The organism is Dolichospermum sp. UHCC 0315A, assembly GCF_008121535.1.
In the GTDB taxonomy this organism is placed as follows: Bacteria; Cyanobacteriota; Cyanobacteriia; order Cyanobacteriales; family Nostocaceae; genus Dolichospermum; species Dolichospermum lemmermannii.
In genome coordinates, this window is the sequence record NZ_CP043056.1 from 2,082,004 (window position 1) to 2,107,053 (window position 25,050).

Below are 25,050 nucleotides of genomic sequence, written 5' to 3' on the forward strand. Positions count from 1 at the left end.
AAATTTGTTAAGTTAGTTTGCGTCCACGGTCTCGGCCTTTAAGACTCAATGATGCGTCATATTCTAGAACAGCACCCAGACCGAATAACACTCCACTAAACACCCAGAATACTTCTAGTATGTCTCCACTTTGATAATTAGGTCATTGGGAGAATTTAAACCACATATCTGCATATCTGCAATGTAGAGCGAAAATGCGGCTGCGGCAATCATTCGCCAAGACAAGGAGACTTTACGTCCCCAAAAAGCCAGCAGCATAGTTGTGGCAATAATTAATAATGCCACATCGCTAACTATGTAAAACAAGTTGAGAAAAAAGGCTATCTGTTCAGTTGATGTTTGCTCTTTTTGAGAAATCAACCAAGGGAGAAAACTGCCTAATCCGCCAACTGCTGCTACAATTAGCCATTGCCATGGGTCTAGATGAATGCGGCGAGAAAGCAAGGCTAAAGCCATACCAGTCCCTAAACATAAATATGTGAGGACAAAAAATATATCAGCAATAGATACATCTGGCTCTTGTTTTAGGACGATTTCTATATAGCCGAAAACGAGTCCACCTATAAAATAAGCAAACATTCCTAACCCGATTGAGAGCCAGACTTTTCCACTACTAACCATTTGGGTACTCCGCCAGTTCCTCCAGCATAAGAGACTTGCACCCAAATAAGCCACAGCTTCAAAAATATTTGTACCAATTACATACGACTGGGCGCGAACTTCTATTCCTGCTTGCTCTGGGTCAGGGATTTTGGCACTGAACAACAAAAAGTATAACAATGCTAAAACAGCCCAGCTAAAACAGCAAAGAACAAGGTTTTGAGTAGTTAAGTAGGTGGGCTTGAGATCGGATGAGTTGTCGTAAGATTTACTCATAGAGATTAACTAGGTAAATGCTCTGAATGTAATATTGTTTACAAAATTGATGAAATAATTGGCATTTACGTACTTGTGTGATAGACAATAGCCAGTTAAAGGCAAGTGCCAGTTAAGAGTTGTTTTTTAACAAATCAATATCCACCTTAACGCCAAAGCTGATGAAGTGGAGATTTTTGTGACCAACTGATAAATAGTTCTTGGTGTCACCAAAGTATGTTTTTCCTAATCTGTGCAGTTCTTCTCAAAAAAGAATTACATGAGTTTCTTGCCAAGCTGGCATTTTACTGACCTATGACAAATTCGCGGTTAGGAAAGATTTTACTGCATCTGCGGCAGATATATCGGGAAATTGATTTTTCTGTAATACCCCGGTTATCTCTGTGGCAAATAAACGGTTAAAAACATGAGTTTTTTCTGTTCCCTGTTGCCCGTTCCCTGTTCCCTCTGAATGAAATTAGGAAATTTTTAATTTTCTCTTGCTTATTTAGACAATTTTAGCTATGATTGTGAAGGCTTCATGGGTACGTAGCTCAGTTGGATAGAGCATCCGCCTTCTAAGCGGACGGTCACAGGTTCGAGTCCTGTCGTACCCATTAAAATTGGTATACATAGCTATTAATAACGCGCAAAGGTTATAGTTGTACAACAATAATTAATGACAGTTATATTTTAGAAGCCACCGAAAGTGGGAAAATAAAATTATTCCAAAAGAAGACTTAACAGAGGAAAAGCCGATAATATGCACTTGAGTGAAATTACCCATCCTAACCAGTTGCATGGTTTGTCAATTCGGCAGTTAGAACAAATTGCCCGGCAAATTCGTGAGAAGCACCTACAAACCGTAGCAGCCTTTGGAGGGCATTTGGGTCCGGGTTTGGGCGTTGTCGAATTAACACTGGGGCTTTATCAAACCTTAGATTTAGATCGGGATAAGGTCACATGGGACGTAGGACATCAAGCTTATCCCCACAAATTAATTACCGGACGCTACAGTAATTTCGACACTCTTCGCCAAAAAGACGGCGTTGCAGGTTATCTTAAACGCGGCGAGAACAAATTTGATCATTTTGGGGCAGGACACGCTTCTACAAGCATTTCTGCCGCCCTGGGAATGGCTTTAGCCCGCGACTTAAAAGGGGAAAAATTTAAAACCGTTGCTGTGATTGGTGATGGGGCTTTAACTGGAGGCATGGCGCTAGAAGCGATTAACCACGCGGGACACTTACCCAAAACTAATCTCCTGGTGGTTCTCAATGATAACGAGATGTCCATTTCTCCCAATGTGGGGGCGATTCCTCGTTATCTGAATAAAATGCGTCTGAGTGCGCCGGTGCAGTTTCTCTCAGATGGAATTGAGGAACAGTTAAAACATCTGCCTTTTGTGGGTGAATCGCTTTCCCCAGAACTGGAACGCATCAAAGAAGGTATGAAGCGGTTAGCAGTTCCCAAAGTCGGCGCTGTTTTTGAAGAATTGGGCTTTACCTACATGGGGCCAGTTGATGGCCATAATTTAGAAGAGTTAATTGCCACATTCCAACAGGCACATCAAATTACTGGACCTGTTTTGGTTCACGTAGTGACAACTAAGGGTAAAGGCTATGAACTAGCGGAAAAAGATCAAGTAGGCTACCATGCCCAAACTCCCTTTAATTTAACCACTGGGAAAGCGATTCCTTCCAACAAACCTAAACCCCCCGCTTACGCTAAGGTCTTTTCTCATACTTTAGTGACACTGGCGGCACAAAATCCTAAAATCGTCGGCATCACAGCCGCAATGGCGACTGGTACAGGTTTAGATAAACTACAAGCTAAATTGCCTAACCAGTATATTGATGTGGGTATTGCTGAACAACACGCTATTACCTTGGCTGCCGGTTTAGCTTGTGAAGGTATGCGTCCTGTTGCTGCTATTTACTCGACTTTCTTACAACGCGCCTTTGACCAAATTATTCATGATGTTTGCATTCAAAATCTACCTGTATTCTTCTGTTTAGATCGGGCGGGGATTGTTGGTGCTGATGGTCCGACTCACCAAGGTATGTATGATATCGCTTATCTGCGTTTCATTCCGAATATGGTGGTAATGGCTCCCAAGGATGAGGCGGAATTACAACGGATGGTTGTGACTGGGATTAATTACACTGATGGACCGATTTCTATGCGTTTCCCCCGTGGTAATGGTCACGGTGTCCCCTTAATGGAGGAAGGTTGGGAATCTCTGGAAATCGGCAAGGGGGAAATTCTCCGTCAAGGGGATGATGTGTTAATTGTGGGCTATGGTACAATGGTTTACCCGGCAATGCAAGCGGCGGAAATTCTCAGCGAACATGGGATTGAAGCAACTGTGATTAATGCCCGTTTTGTTAAGCCTTTGGATACTGAGTTGATTTTACCTTTGGCTAAACAAATTGGTCGGGTTGTGACTTTGGAAGAAGGTTGTTTAATGGGTGGTTTTGGTTCTGCGGTGGCTGAGGCTTTACTTGATGCTGATATTGTTGTCCCTGTGAAGCGGATTGGTGTTCCTGATATTTTGGTAGATCATGCCACACCGGATCAATCTTTTGCGGAGTTAGGTTTGAGTAGTCCTCAAATTGCGGAAACTGTTTTACAAGCTTTTTTTAAGAAACAGGCTGCTGCTTTGGTCTAGTTGATTTTTTGTCTGAATCAGGATTTACGGGATTTCAGGATTTACAGGATTTAATTATTTTGTTTATCTTTTGATCTTGGGTATCCTGATTCTGATTTGGGGATGTTTAATTTCTGGAGATGTTGATTGGTTCTACCAAATTAAGATGAAGTTGCATAGAATAAGATTTTAAGAATTATTGACCGCAGATGAACGCCGATAAACGCAGATAAATATGGATGATTATTTTTTTGTGCAGTTTCACATAAAATTTGGTATTAAATATATTGGTAATTTTTCATAATTATGAAGTTGCTAAACAATCGTTATCAGGTTATTCAGGTTTTAGGTGCAGGAGGGTTTGGTGAAACTTTTCTCGCTGAAGATACCTATATGCCTTCCCGTCGTCGTTGTGTGATTAAGCAACTTAAACCTATTAGCAATGACCCCAAAACTTATCAAGTAATTCAACAACGGTTTGAGAGGGAAGCTGCGACGTTGGAGTATTTGGGGGAAGCTAATGACCAAATTCCCCAACTTTATGCTTATTTTTCGGAAAATGGTCTCTTTTATCTGGTGCAAGAATGGGTGCATGGTCACACTTTGACTAATGTGATTCAATCTCAAGGACAATTACAGGAAAATACTGTTAGAGAAATTCTGTTAAGTTTGCTGTCTGTGTTGGATTATGTCCACAGTAAAGGGATTATTCATCGAGATATTAAACCAGATAATATTATTTTGCGGGAAATAGATAATAAACCAGTTTTAATTGATTTCGGTGCGGTTAAAGAAACTATTCGGACTACTATTAATGCTGCTGGACATCCTACTCAGTCTCTAGTGATTGGGACTCCTGGTTTTATGCCTAGTGAACAAGCTATTGGTCGTCCGGTTTATGCTACTGATATTTATAGTTTGGGTTTAACGGCTATTTATTTACTTACGGGTAAATATCCTCAAGAATTAGAAACTCATCCTCACACGGGACAGGTTATTTGGCAACAATTCGCTGGGGGGATTTCTCCCCAATTAGTAATGCTACTAACTCAAGCGATTGAACCACGCATGAGCGATCGCTTTACTACTGCGAATAAAATGTTATATGCTTTAAAATCTGACACTTCTATTCCCTCACAAGTTTATCATATTAATCAAACAGCAGCAACAATTCGCCTCACTCCTGCCGCACTAAATCAACCTATATCTTCACTCTCTCAAAATCCCGTGGTTAAAACTGGGAATAATCAGCAAATTTGGCAAAAACCAGCGGTGATTATTGGTAGCGTGATGGTAGGGAGTTTAATTGGTGCAATGGCTATTTCTAGCATAAACCGACCACAAACCACAAATTCCATTGTCACTAATTCCAACATCACAGAAACACCAACCCCAACCCCAACCCCAACCCCAACATCAATCCTAACACCAACACCAATACCAACAACTGTAAATACTCCCATTTCTGAAGCAACTGTATCTCCTACTCCTTCAATATTACCTGAACCCACAGAGACAATTCCTGAAAATACTCCTACTCCTTCAATAGAATCAACTCCACAACCAGAAATAAAAAATGAACAGGAACAAACGTCTGTAGTTCCTACAACTGAACCAACTTTAACTATTGAAGAAACAGGAAAGAAGAAAGGAAAGGGAAAACGTGATCAAGTAGCTACTAATATTAGGGAAACTGTCCCAGCATTTCCTACAGGTACACCAAGAAGTAGTGTAGAAGAAACGCTAGGTAAACCAAAGAAAGATTTAAGAGGATTATGGGGAAATACCCGCGCTGTTACTTATCAAGTTATCCCTAAGAAAATTGATTTAGGCTACTTATTTGACAAGAAAACTGGAACTCTAAAACAAACAGAAGCAGCTTTTGCATCATCAGTAGAACCTGAAGTTATGCAGACAACTCTCAATGGTTTATTGAAGGGAGAAGCTACAGCAGAAATTAAACAAGGACTGCAACAAGTTCAACAACGACAAACAGATAATTTTACTTTTAGTAAGGGTGGGGTAAAAGGTCAAATAGTTCGACAAAGTTGTGATTTTATTTATATTAGTATTTGGGATGCTGATTTACATGATTTTGTGAATCCAGCAGATGCAAAACAGTGTTAGAGGTTGTTTGAAAAGTATTATATGAAACCCATAATCTCCAAAAACCTAACCCCCCTCCCCCCCTTCCCTACAAGGGAATGGGGGTTTTAAAGCCTCTCCCCTACCAGGGGAGAGGTTTGGAGAGGGGTCTGTTTACACATTAAAAACTTTTAAAACATCCTCTTAGAGGTTGTTTGAAAAGTATTATATGAAACCCATAATCTCCAAAAACCTAACCCCCCTCCCCCCCTTCCCTACAAGGGAATGGGGGTTTTAAAGCCTCTCCCCTGGTAGGGGAGAGGTTTGGAGAGGGGTCTGTTTACACATTAAAAACTTTTAGAACATCCTCTTAGAGGAATAGGAGCGAGAATGAACCTTATCACCAAAAGTCTGAAAAGAGGCAATTTCATTAATACATATAATCGTAAATTTGTCCAGTATATAAGTTCTCTCTATTATGTACTTCGTTTTAAAAACTTACCAATATCCCCATTATATAAATGAATTATAGAAACAATCATTTGTTTAACTTTCAAAGGATTATTATTACAGAAATTACAGAAATCATCCTTTTCTTGATCAGTTCCCCATAGTGGTTGTGATTCTATCAGAGACAAGGCTATTTCTAAGGAATTAGACAACTTTAAACAACGTACTGATGATAGCCAATATTCTAAAAAGGTGAATTCTTGATATTGTTCTCGACTGGTGAAAATCACACAACTTTGATGATGGGTTTCAGTAATTATTTTGATGAATTGCATATATTTTAGATGATCAATATCTACATGATCCAAAATAATCAGACAACGATGGGTACGCAAATAATAGATAATTTGATTAATATTGAGTTTGTTGTCTTTGTGATGGGAGAATAAAGATAGCAAGTCAGTCATCATACTATCAAAACATGGAACTGTCGGTACTGAACGCCAAAAAACGTAATCAAATTGATTCTGAATTTGTTTTGCAAGTTGGGTAGCTAAGGTTGTTTTCCCAACTCCACCGATACCGAATAATCCTAGTAAGCGACAACCATCTTGTAAAATCCATGACTGCAATTGTGTCAGTTCTTGGCTATATCCGTAAAATGCTGAAATATCAATTGCAGTTCCCCAGTCTAGGAATTGATTTAAATTTGGTTTTTTTTTGCGTATTTGTGCGTATGCGGGGGGGGGGAAATATTACTTCAACACTGGTAGTAATTTCTCGCCAATCTAGATTTAATCGCCGACACAGTTCTTCAAAGCTTGTATAACTAACAGGTTTACCGGTCAGGAAGTTGCTAATTGTAGTTAAGGACAATCCAGTATCATAAGCTAAAGCTCTTTGGTTGGGGTAGCCATTAACTCCAAGTGCCATATTAACCTGTTGAATACAGTCATTGCTTACCTTAATTGACTTTGGCATAATGTTAAATAATTTACTTTTTCAAGCAGATTTGACTAAATTTCAGATGTTATGAGTCATATCTTCTCATACTTTAGATAGATGACAATGGTTGTTTTGTTTTTTGGTGTCAAAATTAGCTCTCAAGTCAGATGAAGTCAGATGAAGTCAGTACGGAAGTTGGTACAGGGTTTGGTAGATTGCGTATATGCTAAGTAAACTAAAAGGGTGTATCATGAAAAACTTCAAAACTGTACCAAACCATACATCTAAACTCCGTTTTCCTGGGGAAACAATCAATTATCCAGATTTATTGACTAATTTCCTGGAAAATGGCGGATTGGTGGGTGATTCTCAATTTAGATTGACTCCCAAGACAGACAAGGTTTCGCAAATCACGACATCAGTTGTTGTTGATAGTTATCATGTCAGTAAGCATGGACAAGTTTCTACTTTAGAGAATGGATTTGTAGATATACAAAAGCAGAAAAGTACAGATAATATCATTCCTTTCTTCGTAACTAATTTACTCGATAACAATATAGATAATAGCCCTTTCTTTACAGTAAACAGAGGGTTAAAAAAATCTACCCTCTTCAATCATAACGACAGTGAATTAGAACAGTATCAGCCTATTCATGCTGTGGTGAGCAGTAATCTTGGTAATCATGTTGAGAGTGTAGCAGATACAGTTATTAGTAGAACTATTGTTGAGGTTTCTAAAAATCCTGAAACACAGTTAGATGAAACCAAAGTTAAGGATAATCTGAAGGTTATTTTTGCTGATACTCTTCAGAATCACAGCGAATTGGACTTGTTGGATATCTATGGAATAGTAGATAAAGCATTACGGGATAGCTATGACTATCTCAGCAAGTTCCGTTTTGATCCTGAGTACAGCCAGAAGTTAGAGACAGCTTTTGGTACTGATTTTAATCGGGAAGTAGCAGATAAATTATTTAATAATTTTGCTGACAGGAATTTTACTAATATTCCTACTATCAAGATTGTTAATCGCGCTGATATTTATGGTGGGAATGGTGCGTTTTCTGCGGACACGGGATTAGTTTATTTATCAGTAGAGTTTTTAACTGACAATTATAATAATAGTTCAAAAATCACTGATGTTTTATTAGAAGAAACTGGGCATTTTGTTGATGCTCAGATTAATGAGATTGATTCTCCTGGTGATGAAGGGGATATTTTTTCTGAACTGGTGCTAGGGAATACTCTGACTAATGAGGAGTTACAAGCATTAAAAACAGAAAATGACATAATTACCGTTATTCGTAATGGTCAAGAGATAACTACCATTCGTAATAATGGATCTATTACGCTTGAGAATAATAACACTAATGTTCTCAGAGTAGCTACATGGAATATCTATGGTGGTAACGGAAACGGTTCTAGTCCATCTAGTTTTGAAGATCGTCTAAAAGCGATATCTCAACTAGGTTCTTCACATGATATAGATGTAATCGTTTTACAGGAAGTTCTCACGATTAAACTGGACAATCAAACGGAGCTTAATAAGTTAATAACTATTATCAATAACGCTACTTCAAATAAATATGATATTAAATATGTTGCCAAAGAATATTCTCAAACAGATTCTCAACAATGGTATTCGGCTACTACTACAGGATACCTTGTTTTATATAACAAAAATACAATTATACCGTCAAACATTGATTTTTACAAACCAGCAGATGACAAATGGAAATCAGGATATAAGTTAACAAATAATAACGCAGATGTATATTATCGTCCTCCAATTAAACTAGATATCACTAAAAATGGACAAAATTACACTTTATTTACTTGGCACAATGAAGCAGGAAGTAAAAATAAATCTGTATGGACACTACCACAAGGTGTAACAGCAGCTAGTAATCCCTCCATAGCAGCATTAACATCTTTTAACGATCTTGTCACAAATGATGCTTCAATAAATAAAAATAGTATGGTTTTATTGGGTGACTTGAATGTTTCAAGCAAACAATTAGCACAACAAAGTTTATTTACTAACAATACTTTAGACGCATTTAACATGAACAAGAAAGGCCAAGCAAATGACTTTATTTTTGCTGGGCTTTCTCAAAATATCCAGCCTTATAATATCCCTTATACATTAAAAAGTGATGCCCATTATCCTGTATTTGCGGATATTTTCCCTGATAGTCCTAATATTGATAATACAAGCGGGAAAAAAAGAAATGCAGATGAATTTAATACTGGAAAAACTCAGATAAAAAAAGGAAAGTATTTCAATCAAAGCTCAAGTACGACTACAACGACATCATCTAGTTTAGCTGATTCAACAAATACTCAAATTATATCTTGGGAAAAGCAATTACTTTATTTAGGTGACAATAATGACAATGTTTTTAATCCCCTAATTATCGTTGATGGTGGAAAAGTAGAAGTTTCTAAAGATGCTAATGGTAAAGAATGGATATACGTAAAAAAAGATGCTTCTGGTAATAATCCTAAAATTTATGCAGCCCAAGGAAATAACGGAGACTCTCCTTTATTTGTAGGAGAAATGAAATTAGATCCAGATAAACTAGCTGCAACAATTACTGACTTAGGAACAGATAGCGATCCAGATTATACAATAGGTGGATTTGAAGTTAAACTAATAGATTTAGCATTCGTTGATGATCATCTAGAAATGCAAGGTTCGGTTACATTACCTAAAGAATTAGGTGGTTTAGAAGTTGCAGTCAAAGTTGATTCTCAAACAGGGAGTAATAATAAAATTCTTCTGGGTATTCCAGGTTCTGAAATTATACCGTCTGGACAAACTACCTCCATTACCCTTGGAGATTATGGAGTTACGGTAACAGGTGGGTCATTAAAACTACCAGGAACAAGAAAATTTAATGCTTTAGGTTTAATAGAAATTCAAACTAAAGACGCTGCTTTAGACTTTAACTTTCAGGAATCAGAAGCAACAATTACAGGTAAATTTACCATTCCCAGTCTCAAAAACGCCACATTTGATCTACAGGGCGGAAATTACATCAAAGTCAAGAAGGTAAACGATGCGCTTCAGTTTGCTATGGCTGCCGATTTTTCTGTCAGTGATATAAATATCTATGGCGACTGGAAACTTACAAATATTAACGTCAAGGTAAATAAAACCTATGACAACTTAAGTAATAAAGTCGAAGGTACTGCAAAACTTTACACTTCAAGTAATAACTATCTTGATCTAGGTTTAGCATTTGAAAACGGCAGACTAAAACAAATTCGTGCAACCAGCCTAGCAGGAACTGACTTTACATTTTTCGGTACAGAAGTTGACCTGAGAACCATAACCTTTACTCCTGACCGAAATCTTACTGATACAATACTATGGGACCCAGAACTTAAAACTCAAGGTAAGTTAATTCTTCCTGAAGCATTAGGAAAAGCCACTGTAGATATAACTGGTTTAAATTACTTAGTTGTTAATGAGTATGGAATTGACTTAACTGGTGGTATAGTTAAAATTCCTAATTTTGATAAAAATCTTTTGGGTTTAGAAAACCTGCGAGCAATAGGTACAGATATTACACTTGAATACGCCAAAGTATTAGATAAAGACGGCAAAACCGTTTTAGAAAAATACTTTAAAATTCAAGGTCAATTGGTACTTCCCAAGTTTTACAATTTAACCGCTAATTTTAGTGGCTCAAACTATATCAAAATTAGCAACAACTCTGTTAATCCTGTGGAAGTTGTTGGTACATTCTCAGCAAGCAATATCGTCATAGCAACAGGATGGACAATCAAATCAGCAGAATTGGGGATTAATACAACAAATAAAAGAGTAACGGCTAAAGGTACTTTAATAATCCCCAGTAATATTGAGATTGGGGCTGATGTTATTTTCGACAATGGTGTATTAACTTATGCTGATATTAAAGCAGATCGCCTTAATAAACCTATTGGTAGTACAGGTGCATTTCTTCAAAGCATAGAAGGAAAATATCAGGGAGGAAACACCTCTGCATTTACTGGCACAGTTGGTATAACAGCAGGCGCTGAAATTAACTTAAATCTACCATCTTGGGCTGGTGGTAATAAGCGTGGCTCACTGGTTGATTTAAATGCAAGTGCAACAATTACCAGCAGCAATCTCACAACAGATGGCGACATTACCGTTCTTGGCGGTTTGATGACAGGCAAGGGACTTGCTGAAGTCAATTGGGGTAAAGGTTATTTGTGGGCATCATCTGAATTCAATATCTTAGGTAAATTCATCACCACAAAAACTCAGTTCTTAACTACCTCCAACTTAAACCTTTATATGTTCGGTGAAGCCAATGTCAATATTCCTAGTTTTGTGCCATTCATAGGTGGAACAAATCTAGGTTCTGGTGAGGTTTATGTTGAGTACACAAATGATAACAACTTGAGCAATGACTATGTTGCGGCTTGGGGAACAGCATTTAGGGGTACATTGTGGGAATCTACAATAGGTATTAAGGTTTCTTTTGATGGGAACTGGCAGGTAATCCATTCTCAAGAGGCAAGAACTATCGGTCAATATGCAACAACCAAAATCAAGACCCTGCATGATAGTTTGGATGCTCCAGCCGACAAAGAACCTCAACACCAAATAGGCGATACAATCAGGGATACTCCTATTATTAGTGGTAAAAATATAGCTAGCACTGATGGCAATGATATTCTGCATGGAGAAAATACACCTGACACCATCTCTGGCAAAAAAGGTAATGATCTTTTATTTGGCGAAGATGGTAATGACACCCTTTCTGGTGATGATTGTGAGGATATGCTTTATGGTGGAACTGGCAATGACTACCTTTATGGAAACAGTGATAATGACCTCCTTTTAGGTGATGATGGTGATGATGTCTTAGATGGTGGAACTGGCAATGACCACCTTTATGGTGGTGCTGGTAATGACATTTTAAATGGTAGTGCTGGTTATGATATCCTCAGTGGTGGTGCGGGTAATGACCAGATTTTTGGTGATGTTACTGCTCCCATTTTCACCTATAATGGCAAATTTTACTTTTTGAGTAATGCAGGTAGTTGGACTCAGGCACAAGCGCAAGCGGTTTCTTTAGGTGGTAATCTTGTTACCGTTAATGATGCTGCAGAAAATCAATTTCTAGTTAACACCTTTGGTGGTTCAGAAGATTTATGGATTGGTTTGACAGATCAGGTGACTGAAGGAACATTTAAATGGGCAAATGGAGAAGCTGTTACTTATACCAACTGGGCTCCAGGTGAACCCAATAATGTTGGCAATGAAGACTACGCGGAACTCTATGCTGGTGTAGGAAAGTGGAACGATCGTCCTGACTTTGGTAAATTGCAGAGAGGCATCGTCGAAATCGGCAGTAATGCTCCCATTTTCAACTATAATGGCAAATCTTACTTTTTGAGTAATGCAGGTAGTTGGACTCAAGCACAAGCGCAAGCGGTTTCTTTAGGTGGTAATCTTGTTACCGTTAATGATGCTGCAGAAAATCAATTTCTAGTTAACACCTTTGGTGGTTCAGAAAATTTATGGATTGGTTTGACAGATCAGGTGACTGAAGGAACATTTAAATGGGCAAATGGAGAAGCTGTTACTTATACCAACTGGGCTCCAGGTGAACCCAATAATGCTGGCAATGAAGACTACGCGGAATTCAATTTTGGTGGTGTAGGAAAGTGGAACGATCGTCCTGACTTTGGTAAATTGCAGAGAGGCATCGTCGAAATCGGCAGTAATGCTCCCATTTTCAACTATAATGGCAAATCTTACTTTTTGAGTAATGCAGGTAGTTGGACTCAAGCACAAGCGCAAGCGGTTTCTTTAGGTGGTAATCTTGTTACCGTTAATGATGCTGCAGAAAATCAATTTCTAGTTAACACCTTTGGTGGTTCAGAAAATTTATGGATTGGTTTGACAGATCAGGTGACTGAAGGAACATTTAAATGGGCAAATGGAGAAGCTGTTACTTATACCAACTGGGCTCCAGGTGAACCCAATAATGCTGGCAATGAAGACTACGCGGAATTCAATTTTGGTGGTGTAGGAAAATGGAACGATCGTCCTGACTTTGGTAAATTGCAGAGAGGCATCGTCGAAATCGGCAGTAATGCTCCCATTTTCAACTATAATGGCAAATCTTACTTTTTGAGTAATGCAGGTAGTTGGACTCAAGCACAAGCGCAAGCGGTTTCTTTAGGTGGTAATCTTGTTACCGTTAATGATGCTGCAGAAAATCAATTTCTAGTTAACACCTTTGGTGGTTCAGAAAATTTATGGATTGGTTTGACAGATCAGGTGACTGAAGGAACATTTAAATGGGCAAATGGAGAAGCTGTTACTTATACCAACTGGGCTCCAGGTGAACCCAATAATGCTGGCAATGAAGACTACGCGGAATTCAATTTTGGTGGTGTAGGAAAGTGGAACGATCGTCCTGACTTTGGTAAATTGCAGAGAGGCATCGTCGAAATCGGCAGTAATGCTCCCATTTTCAACTATAATGGCAAATCTTACTTTTTGAGTAATGCAGGTAGTTGGACTCAAGCACAAGCGCAAGCGGTTTCTTTAGGTGGTAATCTTGTTACCGTTAATGATGCTGCAGAAAATCAATTTCTAGTTAACACCTTTGGTGGTTCAGAAGGTTTATGGATTGGTTTGACAGATCAGGTGACTGAAGGAACATTTAAATGGGCAAATGGAGAAGCTGTTACTTATACCAACTGGGCTCCAGGTGAACCCAATAATGCTGGCAATGAAGACTACGCGGAATTCAATTTTGGTGGTGTAGGAAAGTGGAACGATCGTCCTGACTTTGGTAAATTGCAGAGAGGCATCGTCGAAATTGGCAGTAATGCTTTCAACTATAATAGCGATACCCTCAATGGCGGAGCAGGCAAAGATACTCTTACTGGAGGTCTTGGAGCAGATCGTTTTGACTACCGCAACTTAGCTGATTCCGTTTTCAACAGCTTTGACGTGATTACCGACTTCAATGCTACTGCTGGTAATGATTTATTCGTCGTTTCCACAGCACGCTCAGTATTCAATAATGCCGGATCTGTGGCAACATTGGATACAACCCAAATTGCAGCTAAGTTAACTACTGCTACTTTTGCAGCTAACTCTGCTGCTCAATTCAGCCTTGGTAGCCGTACCTTTGTGGCTATTAATGATGCTACAGCCGGGTTTAGTGCAACTACTGATGCCATCATTGAGGTGACAGGATTAACAGGTACTTTAGGACTCTATAACTTTACAACTACCTTAGCATAGCTTCTGGTATCCTTTAGAGAAACCACATTGTAGAGATGTTTCATGAAACGTCTCTACATTAGTATTAAACCATCCTGTAATTGATGCGATTTGTAGGGGTTTAGCACTGCTAAACCCCTTAACGGGTGACAAGTCATGTATCACTTATTTATCAATTTGTCAATAAGGAATTTTTGCGATCGCTCAAATTAGATCATTTCTGAGCAAATTTATCCACCTGAAACTCTCTCTAGTCATCACTCCTGCTCTGATTTTTCCTGTGGAATCGCTTCTCTTGATGATTGTTAAAACGTCGAGCTTATACTAGATTACTCTTAATGATTCACGTGATTCTATTACTTAGAAATAAATATTGAAACTTTATGAAAAATGCTGCCATAACTCCCAAACGCATTTTATTCTTACATCCCAATTTTCCCGCCCAATTTCGTCACCTAGCCACAGCTTTAGCAAAAGATGATAATTATCAAATAGTATTTACTACCAATCGTCAAGAAGGAACAATACCAGGTGTACATAAAGTTATTTATGAACCTTCCCGTCAAGCTGCACCCCAAACTCATCATTATGTCCGCAATTTAGAAAATGCCGTTCTCACCGGACAAGCTGTATATCGAATCGCAGAAAACCTCAAAGCACAGGGTTTTATCCCAGATATAATTTATGGTCATTCTGGTTGGGGTCTAACATTATTTATGAAAGAAGTTTTTCCCAAAGCAGAATTATTGTGTTTCTTTGAATGGTTTTATCATCCTCGCGGTTCTGATGCTGATTTTGATCCTAGTGAACCATTAAATGCAGATGATTTATGTCGAATTCGTGTAAAAAACGCCCCGATTTTAATTGATTTATATAATTGCAATAGAGGTCTTACTCCCACTAATTGGCAACATCAACAATTTCCCCCAGAATATCATAGTAAAATTAATGTTTGTCACGATGGGATAGATACTAATTTTTTTCAACCTCAGCCAGATGCTAAATTAGTTTTACCCCGCATTAATCTTGACCTTTCCCATGTCTCAGAATTAGTCACCTATGTAGGCAGAGGAATGGAACCTTATCGGGGTTTTCCTCAGTTTATGGAAGCAGTGGCATTAATTCAACAACAACGACCAAATTGCCATATTGTAGTTGTGGGAGAAGATAGAGTAGCCTATGGTAAACAGCTTCCTGATGGTAAAACCTATAAACAATTAATGTTAGAAAAACTGGATTTAGATTTATCCAGATTACACTTTACTGGTAGATTACCTTATCATGAATATCTCCAAGTTTTACAAGCATCTTCAGCCCATATTTATTTAACTCGTCCCTTTGTGTTATCCTGGTCAATGCTAGAAGCAATGTCAACAGGATGTTTGTTAATAGCTGCTAATACTCCACCAGTTTTAGAAGTAATTAAAGATGGTAAAAATGGACTTTTAGTAGATTTCTTTTCTCCTGAACAAATAGCAGATAAAGTCAACAAAGTGTTAGACAACTTCCAAGATATGAAAGCTATTCGTGCAGCCGCAAGAAAGACTATAGTAAATAATTATGATTTAGCAAAATTATTACCACAGCATTTAGATTGGTTGTTAGGGAAGAAAACTTCCGTTAAATCTCATGGGTTTGCAAAAATATAAAAAATAAAATAAATACCCTCATACTTTGACAAACTAACCCCGCAGATCTTAAAAAATGTATGCTGCGTTGGTTAAGTAATATTAGGAAAACTGTTGAGTTGATGTGATATGTAAGGGTTTAGTAGTGCTCATTGGTGTCAACTTAACGCAAAATCTTCATCCCGCAAGGAACTCAAGTTCCTTGCTAATAGCGAAAGTCATCTAAAAGATGACTAAATACTAGGAAAATTCATTAGTCCGTTTTAACGGACTTGAGCTATGAGACAGGAATTTATTCCCTGGCGGGTGTGGAAGCCAAACAAATAAGCCACTTGTACTGAGCTTGCGATGCCCTGAGCCTGTCGAAGGGTCGAAGTATCTGTAACCTAAGTTGACACCAATGAGTAGTGCTAAACCCCTACCATATATCGAAGTTAAGGTGATTCATATTGACTTCATATCACTAAAGTTAATAACGTTGAAAGGTTACTAATCACTTATTTGTCAATTTGTCAATAGTAAATTTTTACTATCGCTCCAGTTAGATCATTTCTGAGGAAATTTATGGCTAAAATTTTTGTAAAGTTTTGTATTAGCCTGGGAAATTAATTTCTGAAACTACTGTCAATAAAGGGTTTGAGACTAACATCTTTTGAAAAATTCAAAATTGACAATAATAACCCAATTATGAAATTCTCTGAAATTATAGCAAATCGCGGAAAGTATTGCAACCTCGTTGATAAATAGAAAAGATTCTCAATTAATTATTAAGAAAATCTAAAGGCAAATTGCTATAAGTTATAAATATCAAAAGTATTATTGATTTTATATAATTTAAGCTTATCATACAGCCATTATGAATAATATAACTGGAGAACCTGTACTGTTTATTGCACAAGTATAGCGGGTTTGGGCAAATTGTACAATCCCCAGATTAAAAGAGCCGCACCCATATATGGTATTTATTGCCTCGAATAGTGTATAATCAAGAAAAAATTCACTAAAAACATATATATAATTATGAATACATTAGAAAAATTAGAATTGTTGAGTGAAAACTGTACCGACAACACAGAATTAGATAGAATTATCGGACAACTTTTAAATGTAATTTTAACCCGTTATCGTCAAAAACTCGCTATCTATAACTTGGATATAGATAAATTTGAGAAAAAATATCAACTCGCTTCTGAACAATTTTTAGAACAATTTAACTCAGGAAATTTAGGAGATGAAATGGATTTTTTTGAATGGTTCGGCTTATGTGAACTACGCAAAGATATCTTACAAAAAATCCATAAATTAGAACAAGCTTTATGAAAAATGTTAGAAATGCCGATGACTATTTGGCATGGATAAAATCTGTAATTGCACTTTGTCCAGAAGTCGTAAATGTAACGATTATTCGAGAAGAATCACAAACTGATAAAGGACTATGGCGTTATCGTCTGACATTAAAAGATGGTAGCTTTTTAGAAATGTTTGAATTCTTGCAAATAGCATCAGGACAAGTAGAAATAATTAAATATAGTTTCCATTGGCAAACTGAAAATAGAGAACTAATAAAACGTTGGGATAACGCACCCCATCATCCTGAAATTTTAACCTATCCCCATCATTTACATGATGGTTTTGAAGATTCCGTTTTTCCATATTTACCTGTTGATATTGAAGAAATTTTAAGACAAATTTCTGAACATATAAAATCTCAATAAGACTGTTTAATAGAAATTTCCCAAGCACTAATAGCAGTAACAAAAATTAAATTCTCAAGATTGGTAATTATTTCTCGTACCTGATTTGATAACTTAGAATCATTTTCTAAACCCCTACCCATATTTAGACGTTCACTCTATAATATCAGTGCAAATATCACTTTTTTACCAATTTGTCAATAGTAAATTTTTACTATCGCTCAAATCAGATCATTTCTGAGCAAATTCATGGCTAAAATTGTTCAAGGAATAGCTATTAATTTTGTAAAGTTTTGTATCAGCCGGGGAAATTAATTTCTGAAACTACTGTCCATAAAGGGTTTGAGACTAACATCTTTTGAAAGATCCAAAATTGACAATAGTAGGCCAATTATGAAATTCTCTGAAATTATAGCAAATCGCGGAAAGTATTGCAACCTCGTTGATAAATAGAAAAGATTCTCAATTAATTATTAAGGAAATCTAAAGACAAATTGCTATAAGTTATAAATATTAAAAGTATTATTGATTTTCTATAACTCAAGCTTATCATACAGCCATAAGAAATCATCAATAGCATTGATGATGAGAATAAATAGAATCTGGAAATGAACTACAAGCATATTATTTCATGATGGTGAGCGAAAGGCTACCCATTTACCCGAATGCAGCATAAGTACATTGGTACTTTACCCAGCGACTATATGCGCCCGATTCAGACAATAATATATCAAAAGCTGATAATATATCTTAAATCACAGAATATAGTAATTAACTGATTATGTCCAATTTAACAACAATCGCCCGACTACGGAATATTATTTTCTCGATATTCCTAACTCTGATCATTAGTTGCATAGTTCCTGCAACTGCTTCGGCTTCTAACTTGGGAATTGAATCAGGTTCTCTTCGTCCTTGTCCAACTTCCCCTAACTGTGTTGTCAGTCAAAATGCTGATGCTAAACACGCTATTGCACCAATCACTTATGATGTAACAAGAGATAAGGCTAGAGAAACCTTACTCAAAGTTCTCACGGTTGTTCCCCGCACTACAGTTATAGAACAAACAGATAATTATATTCATGCGATTTCTAAAAGTCGCATTTTCAAATTCGTTGATGATGTAGAATTTTATTTTCCTAGCAATGAGTCAGTTATTCATATTCGTTCTTCTTCTCGTGTGGGAGATTCTGATTTTGGTGTCAACCGCACTCGCTTAGAGCAAATTCGTTTAGCTTTACGAGATTTGAATATTTAATATGAAAATTGTCAGAATATTGTCAGAAATGGCTAACGCCACGCTTCGCTATCAGGATGTCCAGGATTTAAGGATTAACAGGATGAAAATAAGGATTTAATCACCAATCACCAATCACCAATTCCCTATTCCCTATTCCCTATTCACCAGTGCAAAAATACTCCCGACGACAAAACCTCCAAGATGCGCCCAATAAGCGACTCCTCCCGTTTCTACACTCATATTAGCTGCTGCTTGGAGACTAGCAAAACCAGAAATGAGATTTTGCACAAAGAAAATACCAATAATTACTAATGCGGGGATATTGACTGTGGTAACGAAAAAACCTAAAAATATTAAAGTGGTAATTCTTGCTTGAGGAAACCAGATTAAATATGCACCTAAAACTCCAGAAATTGCCCCACTTGCTCCCAAGGAAGGAACAGCAGAGTACATACCAATAAACCATTGACATAAAGCAGCTATAGCACCACAGGTTAAATAAAACAATAGATATTTAAAATGCCCTAAGCGGTCTTCAATGTTGTTACCAAATACCCACAAATAGACCATATTGGATATTAAGTGCCACCAACCTCCATGCAAAAATTGTGATGTAAATAAGGTTGTCCACTCTCGACTCCAGTTAATGGTTAATTCTTGCGGTATTACCGCATACAATTGAAAAAACTGTTCTAGTTGTAGATTTGACAAGTTTATTTCATGGAGAAAAACTAGGACATTCATGCCAATTAACCCATAGGTAAAATATGGAGTAATTCGGGTGGGGTTGTCATCGTAGAGGGGAAACACAAATATTGTTCCAAATCATCATTAATAGCACTATAACAGGATTGAGGAGTCAGGACTCAGGAAGGAAAAATGAAGAATAAAGAATATTTTTATCCTATTCCCTGTTTCCTGTTTCCCCGTTCCCTAATTACAAAAGATTTGCTGATTCATAGAGTCTTCTGAGAATAGCTGTAATTTTAATTCCGTAGTCTAAATCCGCAGACCAGCGCCCTGACAATTGATGAACTGACGACGCAACTCCTCTAGTCACAAAGCGAAATCTAGGATCTACTTCTTGTTGGACTAAAGGTTCTAAACTGGCATAGGCTTTTAAATGTTGAATATGCGCTCTGACACCAATTCTGGCGCTGGGAAATGATGCTCCTTCCGCACCACCACCAACTGCACCCAAACCGGCAAAGTTATTTTGCTGGGATTTAATGTCAGTACCAAACCGTAAAAATCCAGTTTCTAAACACATTTGACAAAAAGCAATATCATGATTTATGCCTTCAATTGTTGCTTCTTCTCGATATAGTTTAGGAAGATCAGGAAACTGGGTAATGGCGGTTTCATTATTGGTTTTTAGAAATAGTTGTAGCTGTACTTCTGATGTATTACCATTGGAGATAAGTTGCTCAATTTGTCCAGGACAAACTGTTGAAATTGAGCGTAATTTTACTGTGCGCGTGGCACTATCCCAATCAATAGAAATATGAGAGTCTCGAAGTTCTACAGCTTTAATATACACTATTTGGCGATAGGTAATTCGGCGTAAATTAGCTAATTTGGAAATATCAATCCGTAACCGATCTACTAAATCAATTGGGATGTAAGCATTCCCATTAATTAATACTCCTTGTTCAGAGTAATTTTGTCCATTAATATTGATATTAATGCTAGAATAATTTTCGGTCGTTGGTTGCTGAGGATCATTTGCTTGATTCCAAGTAGTCAGTCCTTCCGCAATTCCGATGGCAAAATCACGACGACGACTTTGTAATAAAGCCCGATCTTCAGGACTGCTTAAAAAACCGACTTGTAGTAATAAAGCTCCAATCACAGTTTGACGACAAAATTGTAAATTACCCAAGCCACTATCTGTATCTGGTTTCACTCCGCGATTTGGTAATTGGGGGACACGACGCAAAAGTGCCATTAATACCATTTCGGCATTTTGTTTGCGTTGGTCATTTTTGGCAATATAAAATGCACTTGCTCCCCGCACCGATGGACTATTAGCAGCATTGGCTTGAATTTCTAGCGCTACATCCTTGGTATTAGCACGAGCATTAATCCAAGCGATGGTTTGAGCCGCACTCAAATCATCAGGAACAGCTAAAACTTCTACGTTACGGGTACGGAGTTCTGTCACTACCAAATCTCGCAAAAGAATCATTTCCTTTGCTTCCGTTGTGCCACCAGCGATCGCACCTGGGTCATTTTTACCCGCTTCTGTGCCACCATGTGCCGCAGAAATAAAAATCCGCCCCATTTTTACCTATTTCCGTTGCTAAGTCCCGGCAATTGCAATTCTTTGACACTCTCAGGGAGCCAAGCCACTGAGATTCTACTGACAGAATTAGATTAAGGGTTTAGCCCAATCCAATCTCGCTGCGACCGCCAAACGCCGCCTAGACGCTCAAAACAACTGCCAATCAAGGTGTTGAAATTGCGCTTACTTTTATTGTTTTCAATGTTTTCAGAATCCATCACTAAGCCAAGACTCGGTACGCTCCACACCCTGCCATTACTCGCTCTTTTAAGTCATACTGCCGTTAGGACTTGAACCTAACCGTTGTTTCATAGAAGCCGGGATTTCTCCGTACTAGGATGCTTCAACACATAGATGTTTTTTGTTCTTACTCACAATTTAATTCTAACATACCACAGGGATTAAAATCCCTCGTGCGATGCACTGAGCCTGTCGAAGTGTCGCTTATATCTCAGGGAGCCAAGCCGCGCTCGTTTTACGCTTACCGGATGCTCTTATAAATTAGCGATCGCTTCTGCAATTCTTCCAGACACAAAAGGTAAAATTTCTCGACTCTTAGCTTGTGCTTTCCCTTCCGTAAACACTACCAACAGATAAGGACGTTGATCTGGTAGTTCAATATAAGCCGCATCATGGCGGACTGTGCTTGTCCAACCTGCTTTTGACCAGATTTGACTATTTTGAGGTAATCCACCGCCTAAGAAGCCTGTAACCTGGTCTTCTTCCACATCTTGGGGTAAGTCATCAGGGTTAATATTACGTTTGATTAAATTCATCATAGATTGCGATCGCTCACTAGAAACCGTCACCCCACCCACGATACTATGTAATAATCTCGCAGTGGCATCCGTCGTCACCATATTCCGATTTTCAAACATCTCCCCATAAAAAGCCCTTTCCCGGCCATAGGGACCATCACCCCAAGTTTTTTGACAGACATTAATTGCTTGCATTTCCTCCCACCCCAAGGACTGGTAATAGCGATTAATAATATTGCGTTGATATTTCCAAGTTTCAAAAGGACCAGGACTTAACAGCGGACCAGAAGTAGTCCCACTGATGATATCCACAATTAAACTGGTAGCATCATTACTAGAATCAACGATCATATCCGTCAAAGCCCGGTTTAATTCCCCCGAAGTCTGACTCATACCTTTTTCTAGCCATTCTTGCACCACCACCAAATAAAATAATTTCACCACACTGGCCGGATAAATCCGTTCTCCTCCCCGATAGCTAAAACCCCGCACCGGATGTTCCCAAAAAGCGTTAGGAGTCAGCGCACCACCCGTATTCACTGGTGCGGGAGGATCATAGACAACCCAAGTCAAAGCAATTTGATTTGCTGCTAAAGTGGGAAACTCTGCCCAAGTTGCCTCTACAATTTGATTACCGATATTTTCTAGTTGTTGATCTTGATTAAAAAAAACCATTTGTGAATAATGTCCTTATGGTATTCAGAGTCTAGTTTCTAGCTTCATTCTATCATTACCTGTATAATTGCTGAGGTATGAAATCTAATTAAACTCATTTTAGGTAATTTAATATGATATTTGATTTAACAAAACTTAATCAAACTTGCAATCCTCATAAAACTCTTGATCACCAAAATGACGAATTACACCTTTTATAGACTTTCAAAACATCTTTTAAATTATTTCCCCAAAAAATGAGTAATCTAAAATTAGCACAATATCAATGTTTAACTAACTTGAATCTCTATGATTCTCCTGAATGTATAAGTTTATCCACCCAAGCCGCAACAGGACGACATTTACGAATAACATCAAATCATCAAGATACAGCAGTTGAAGTTTGTTTATGTGAAGATGATTATCCCGGATGGTTATCCAGGGGAAACGCATCTAAATTTTATTGACAAAATACCATTTTTGTGTATAAACGAAAGAATCGGTATTTATCGTTTGATGGATTTTTTCAGAGTCATCGTGATGGTTTAAATTATTGTCAATAAGTAGACATTAATGCAAATTTTTGGGTCATTATTGAGATTAAATAGTCCTTATTGATAAGATGCGTTTCCCCTGGATGGTTATCACTTGAAGATTTGCAGTTTCTCCAACCCGCAGAAACAGTATATCAACCCCAATTCATCTCAACCGCAGAAATTCAACAACACATACCCACAGTTATCGCTTTTACCCAAGCAGCAAAAGCACAAGACAATTATTATCTTTGGGGTGGCACAGTTGCACCTAATTATGACTGTTCTGGTTTAATGCAAGCAGCATTTAAATCCGTAGGCGTTTGGCTACCAAGAGACGCTTATCAGCAAGAAGCTTTTACCCAAACAATTGATATTAAAGAATTACAACCAGGGGATTTAATCTTTTTTGGCACTCCTCAAAAAGCCACCCACGTAGGCTTATATTTGGGTAATAATTGCTATATTCACAGTTCAGGAAAAGATCAAGGACGCAACGGTATTGGTATTGACGAACTTTCGTCACAGGGAGACAAAGTTAGTCAGGCTTATTATAAAGAATTACGCGGCGCTGGTAGAGTTGTAAAAAGTTATGAACCACAGGTGAGATAAAATGAAAGATGATGAATGGTGGGATAATTTTCCTGCTGCTTTGAGACCAGCCTATGCCTTTGGGGAAGTTAACGAACCAATTTCACTCTACAAAGGCGAACTAGAAATTGAGAAAAATCAAAGAATCACCCAAGGAAATGGCGAAGTATATCTCAAATGGTTTCCCTATCCTCAAATTGAATTTAAGTTATCTAGTAATAGATCATTAATTGGTTATGATACTGGTGAGACTAAACTAAAACTGACAGAGATTCAAGGATTAGTGAAGGTTTGTATTTCCCGATTTGATAGAAATTCAAGATTTAACGAAACATTAAATCAAACTCAGGATTCAATAGAAGTTTGGGGAAGACCAACAGAACCTATTATAATTGGTTCAGGAAATTATTTAGCATATATCAAATTTCACTTAACCAACTTTCATCAATTATTTGGTTCTGGTAAGTCAGTATTTGTTTCAGAAAATTTCAGCAAAACTGTAATTGAAAGAGTTGTATTTGAGGCTGGGGTTTGGAGAGTAACTATAGACCAGCTTGATAGAGTAAGTGAAAGATTAAATCCCCTAAAATTTCAAGGAGGTTATGCCGTTACCCATGTAGGAAAACTTGAAAAAAATGATCAAACAGTTTTCGCAGCTAATGAAGCGCGTGATTTCTTAGAAGCTTTTTCCTATTTTCTTTCATTTGTTCGAGGATTTCGAGTTTCTCCAACTCTTCTAGTAGGCTACAATGTGACTGAAGAGGAAGTGTGGAAAGAGTGGACTTCATCAAATTCAGATTCTTGGAAATCAGTAGATTCCTGGGCTTGGAGTGTGCCTGGGACAAGCCTTAAAAATGCTTTTCCGGGTTTTTGGCAATGGTGGCAAGATTGGGGTAAATCAGCAAAATTGGCTATTTATTGGTATTTGCACAGTAATAGAAATGCAGGTGGTACAGAAGGCTCAATTATTTTGGCACAAGCTGCTTTAGAGCTTTTGTCATGGGTTGAATTGGTGGAAAAGGGCAGTATTACTGAAAAAGATTTTAATAAAGGAGGGCGATTCAACTCAACTTCAAGAAAAATAAATCAGCTTCTTAAAGAATGTGGTATTCCGCAGGATATACCATCTGAGTTTATTGAATTAGCAGAATTTGAAAGCCAGCTTCATCATAGTAATAATAATGGAGCTTATGCCTTTGTTGAATTAAGAAACAGTATTACCCATTCAGAGCCTAACAATCGCAGCAGATTTACTAATACTAGTGCTGAAGCTATACAAGAAGCTTGGATACTTGGGCTATGGTATGTCGAGATGGTAATCTTAAAGCTATGCGACTATAACGAGTCTTATTTCAACCGTATACAAAAAGTAGGCTATTCTGGTGATTTAAAATACGTACCTTGGAAATAATTTGA

15 protein-coding genes, 1 tRNA gene and 2 pseudogenes are annotated in these 25,050 nt (G+C 37.7%); 11 read left to right on the forward strand and 7 right to left on the reverse strand.

Annotation, left to right across the window (positions count from 1 at the left end; all coding sequences use genetic code 11):
- Positions 1-7: 7 nt before the first annotated feature.
- Positions 8-876: pseudogene (locus BMF77_RS10135) on the reverse strand (hypothetical protein).
- A 522-nt stretch (positions 877-1,398) separates the two neighbouring features.
- Between BMF77_RS10135 and BMF77_RS10140 the strand changes: the two are divergent.
- From BMF77_RS10140 to BMF77_RS10150, 3 genes are all read left to right on the forward strand, one after another.
- Positions 1,399-1,472 (forward strand) — tRNA-Arg (locus BMF77_RS10140).
- Positions 1,473-1,618: 146 nt separating this feature from the next.
- Positions 1,619-3,526, forward strand: coding sequence for a 1-deoxy-D-xylulose-5-phosphate synthase (dxs, locus tag BMF77_RS10145; RefSeq protein WP_148762583.1), 1,908 nt, complete (start codon positions 1,619-1,621; stop codon positions 3,524-3,526).
- A 285-nt stretch (positions 3,527-3,811) separates the two neighbouring features.
- The gene (locus BMF77_RS10150; RefSeq protein ID WP_148762585.1) at positions 3,812-5,632 is read left to right on the forward strand and encodes a serine/threonine-protein kinase; all 1,821 of its coding nucleotides are present in this window, start codon (positions 3,812-3,814) and stop codon (positions 5,630-5,632) included.
- Between the two features lie 434 nt (positions 5,633-6,066).
- On the opposite strand, the gene BMF77_RS10160 is transcribed toward BMF77_RS10150, so the two are convergent.
- Positions 6,067-6,672: an NB-ARC domain-containing protein gene (locus BMF77_RS10160; protein ID WP_168204425.1), complete on the reverse strand. Its 606-nt coding sequence runs from the start codon at positions 6,670-6,672 to the stop codon at positions 6,067-6,069.
- Positions 6,673-6,712: 40 nt separating this feature from the next.
- A complete protein-coding gene (locus tag BMF77_RS10165; RefSeq protein WP_148762589.1) occupies positions 6,713-7,021 on the reverse strand; it encodes a helix-turn-helix transcriptional regulator in 309 nt (102 codons plus the stop codon).
- Positions 7,022-7,235: 214 nt separating this feature from the next.
- Between BMF77_RS10165 and BMF77_RS27260 the strand changes: the two genes are divergently transcribed.
- The 4 genes from BMF77_RS27260 to BMF77_RS10215 all read left to right on the forward strand — a co-directional run bounded on the left by BMF77_RS27260 (position 7,236) and on the right by BMF77_RS10215 (position 17,595).
- Positions 7,236-14,273 (forward strand): lectin-like protein, encoded by a 7,038-nt coding sequence (locus BMF77_RS27260; protein WP_246863113.1) that lies wholly within the window; start codon positions 7,236-7,238, stop codon positions 14,271-14,273.
- A 362-nt stretch (positions 14,274-14,635) separates the two neighbouring features.
- Positions 14,636-15,901 carry a glycosyltransferase family 4 protein gene (locus BMF77_RS10205; RefSeq protein WP_148762591.1) on the forward strand — a complete coding sequence of 422 codons (1,266 nt, stop codon included), beginning with the start codon at positions 14,636-14,638 and terminating at the stop codon, positions 15,899-15,901.
- A 999-nt stretch (positions 15,902-16,900) separates the two neighbouring features.
- Positions 16,901-17,200, forward strand: a complete 300-nt coding sequence (locus BMF77_RS10210; RefSeq protein ID WP_148762593.1) for a hypothetical protein — start codon at positions 16,901-16,903, stop codon at positions 17,198-17,200.
- Complete coding sequence (locus BMF77_RS10215) at positions 17,197-17,595, forward strand: DUF6516 family protein (protein ID WP_148762595.1); 399 nt, start codon at positions 17,197-17,199, stop codon at positions 17,593-17,595. The genes BMF77_RS10210 and BMF77_RS10215 overlap by 4 nt, the downstream gene beginning before the upstream one ends.
- On the opposite strand, the gene BMF77_RS28620 is transcribed toward BMF77_RS10215, so the two are convergent.
- Positions 17,589-17,717, reverse strand: a complete 129-nt coding sequence (locus BMF77_RS28620; protein WP_256370345.1) for a hypothetical protein — start codon at positions 17,715-17,717, stop codon at positions 17,589-17,591. The genes BMF77_RS10215 and BMF77_RS28620 overlap by 7 nt on opposite strands.
- Positions 17,718-18,355: 638 nt before the next feature.
- Here BMF77_RS28620 and BMF77_RS10225 point away from each other — a divergent pair.
- Positions 18,356-18,832, forward strand: coding sequence for a DUF1499 domain-containing protein (locus tag BMF77_RS10225; protein ID WP_148762597.1), 477 nt, complete (start codon positions 18,356-18,358; stop codon positions 18,830-18,832).
- A 132-nt stretch (positions 18,833-18,964) separates the two neighbouring features.
- On the opposite strand, the gene BMF77_RS10230 is transcribed toward BMF77_RS10225, so the two are convergent.
- The 3 genes from BMF77_RS10230 to BMF77_RS10240 all read right to left on the reverse strand — a co-directional run bounded on the left by BMF77_RS10230 (position 18,965) and on the right by BMF77_RS10240 (position 22,531).
- Positions 18,965-19,624: a rhomboid family intramembrane serine protease gene (locus tag BMF77_RS10230; protein ID WP_148762599.1), complete on the reverse strand. Its 660-nt coding sequence runs from the start codon at positions 19,622-19,624 to the stop codon at positions 18,965-18,967.
- A gap of 127 nt (positions 19,625-19,751) precedes the next feature.
- A complete protein-coding gene (locus BMF77_RS10235) occupies positions 19,752-21,098 on the reverse strand; it encodes an N-acetylmuramoyl-L-alanine amidase (RefSeq protein ID WP_148762601.1) in 1,347 nt (448 codons plus the stop codon).
- Between the two features lie 494 nt (positions 21,099-21,592).
- Positions 21,593-22,531: a serine hydrolase gene (locus BMF77_RS10240; RefSeq protein WP_148762603.1), complete on the reverse strand. Its 939-nt coding sequence runs from the start codon at positions 22,529-22,531 to the stop codon at positions 21,593-21,595.
- 236 nt (positions 22,532-22,767) lie between these two features.
- Between BMF77_RS10240 and BMF77_RS10245 the strand changes: the two genes are divergently transcribed.
- From BMF77_RS10245 to BMF77_RS10255, 3 genes and pseudogenes are all read left to right on the forward strand, one after another.
- The gene (locus tag BMF77_RS10245) at positions 22,768-22,977 is read left to right on the forward strand and encodes a hypothetical protein (RefSeq protein WP_371735500.1); all 210 of its coding nucleotides are present in this window, start codon (positions 22,768-22,770) and stop codon (positions 22,975-22,977) included.
- 165 nt (positions 22,978-23,142) lie between these two features.
- Positions 23,143-23,655, forward strand: a pseudogene (locus BMF77_RS10250) (C40 family peptidase); the annotation flags it as partial.
- Position 23,656: 1 nt separating this feature from the next.
- On the forward strand, positions 23,657-25,045 hold the full coding sequence (locus BMF77_RS10255) for a hypothetical protein (protein WP_148762605.1): 1,389 nt from the start codon (positions 23,657-23,659) through the stop codon (positions 25,043-25,045).
- Positions 25,046-25,050 lie beyond the last annotated feature (5 nt).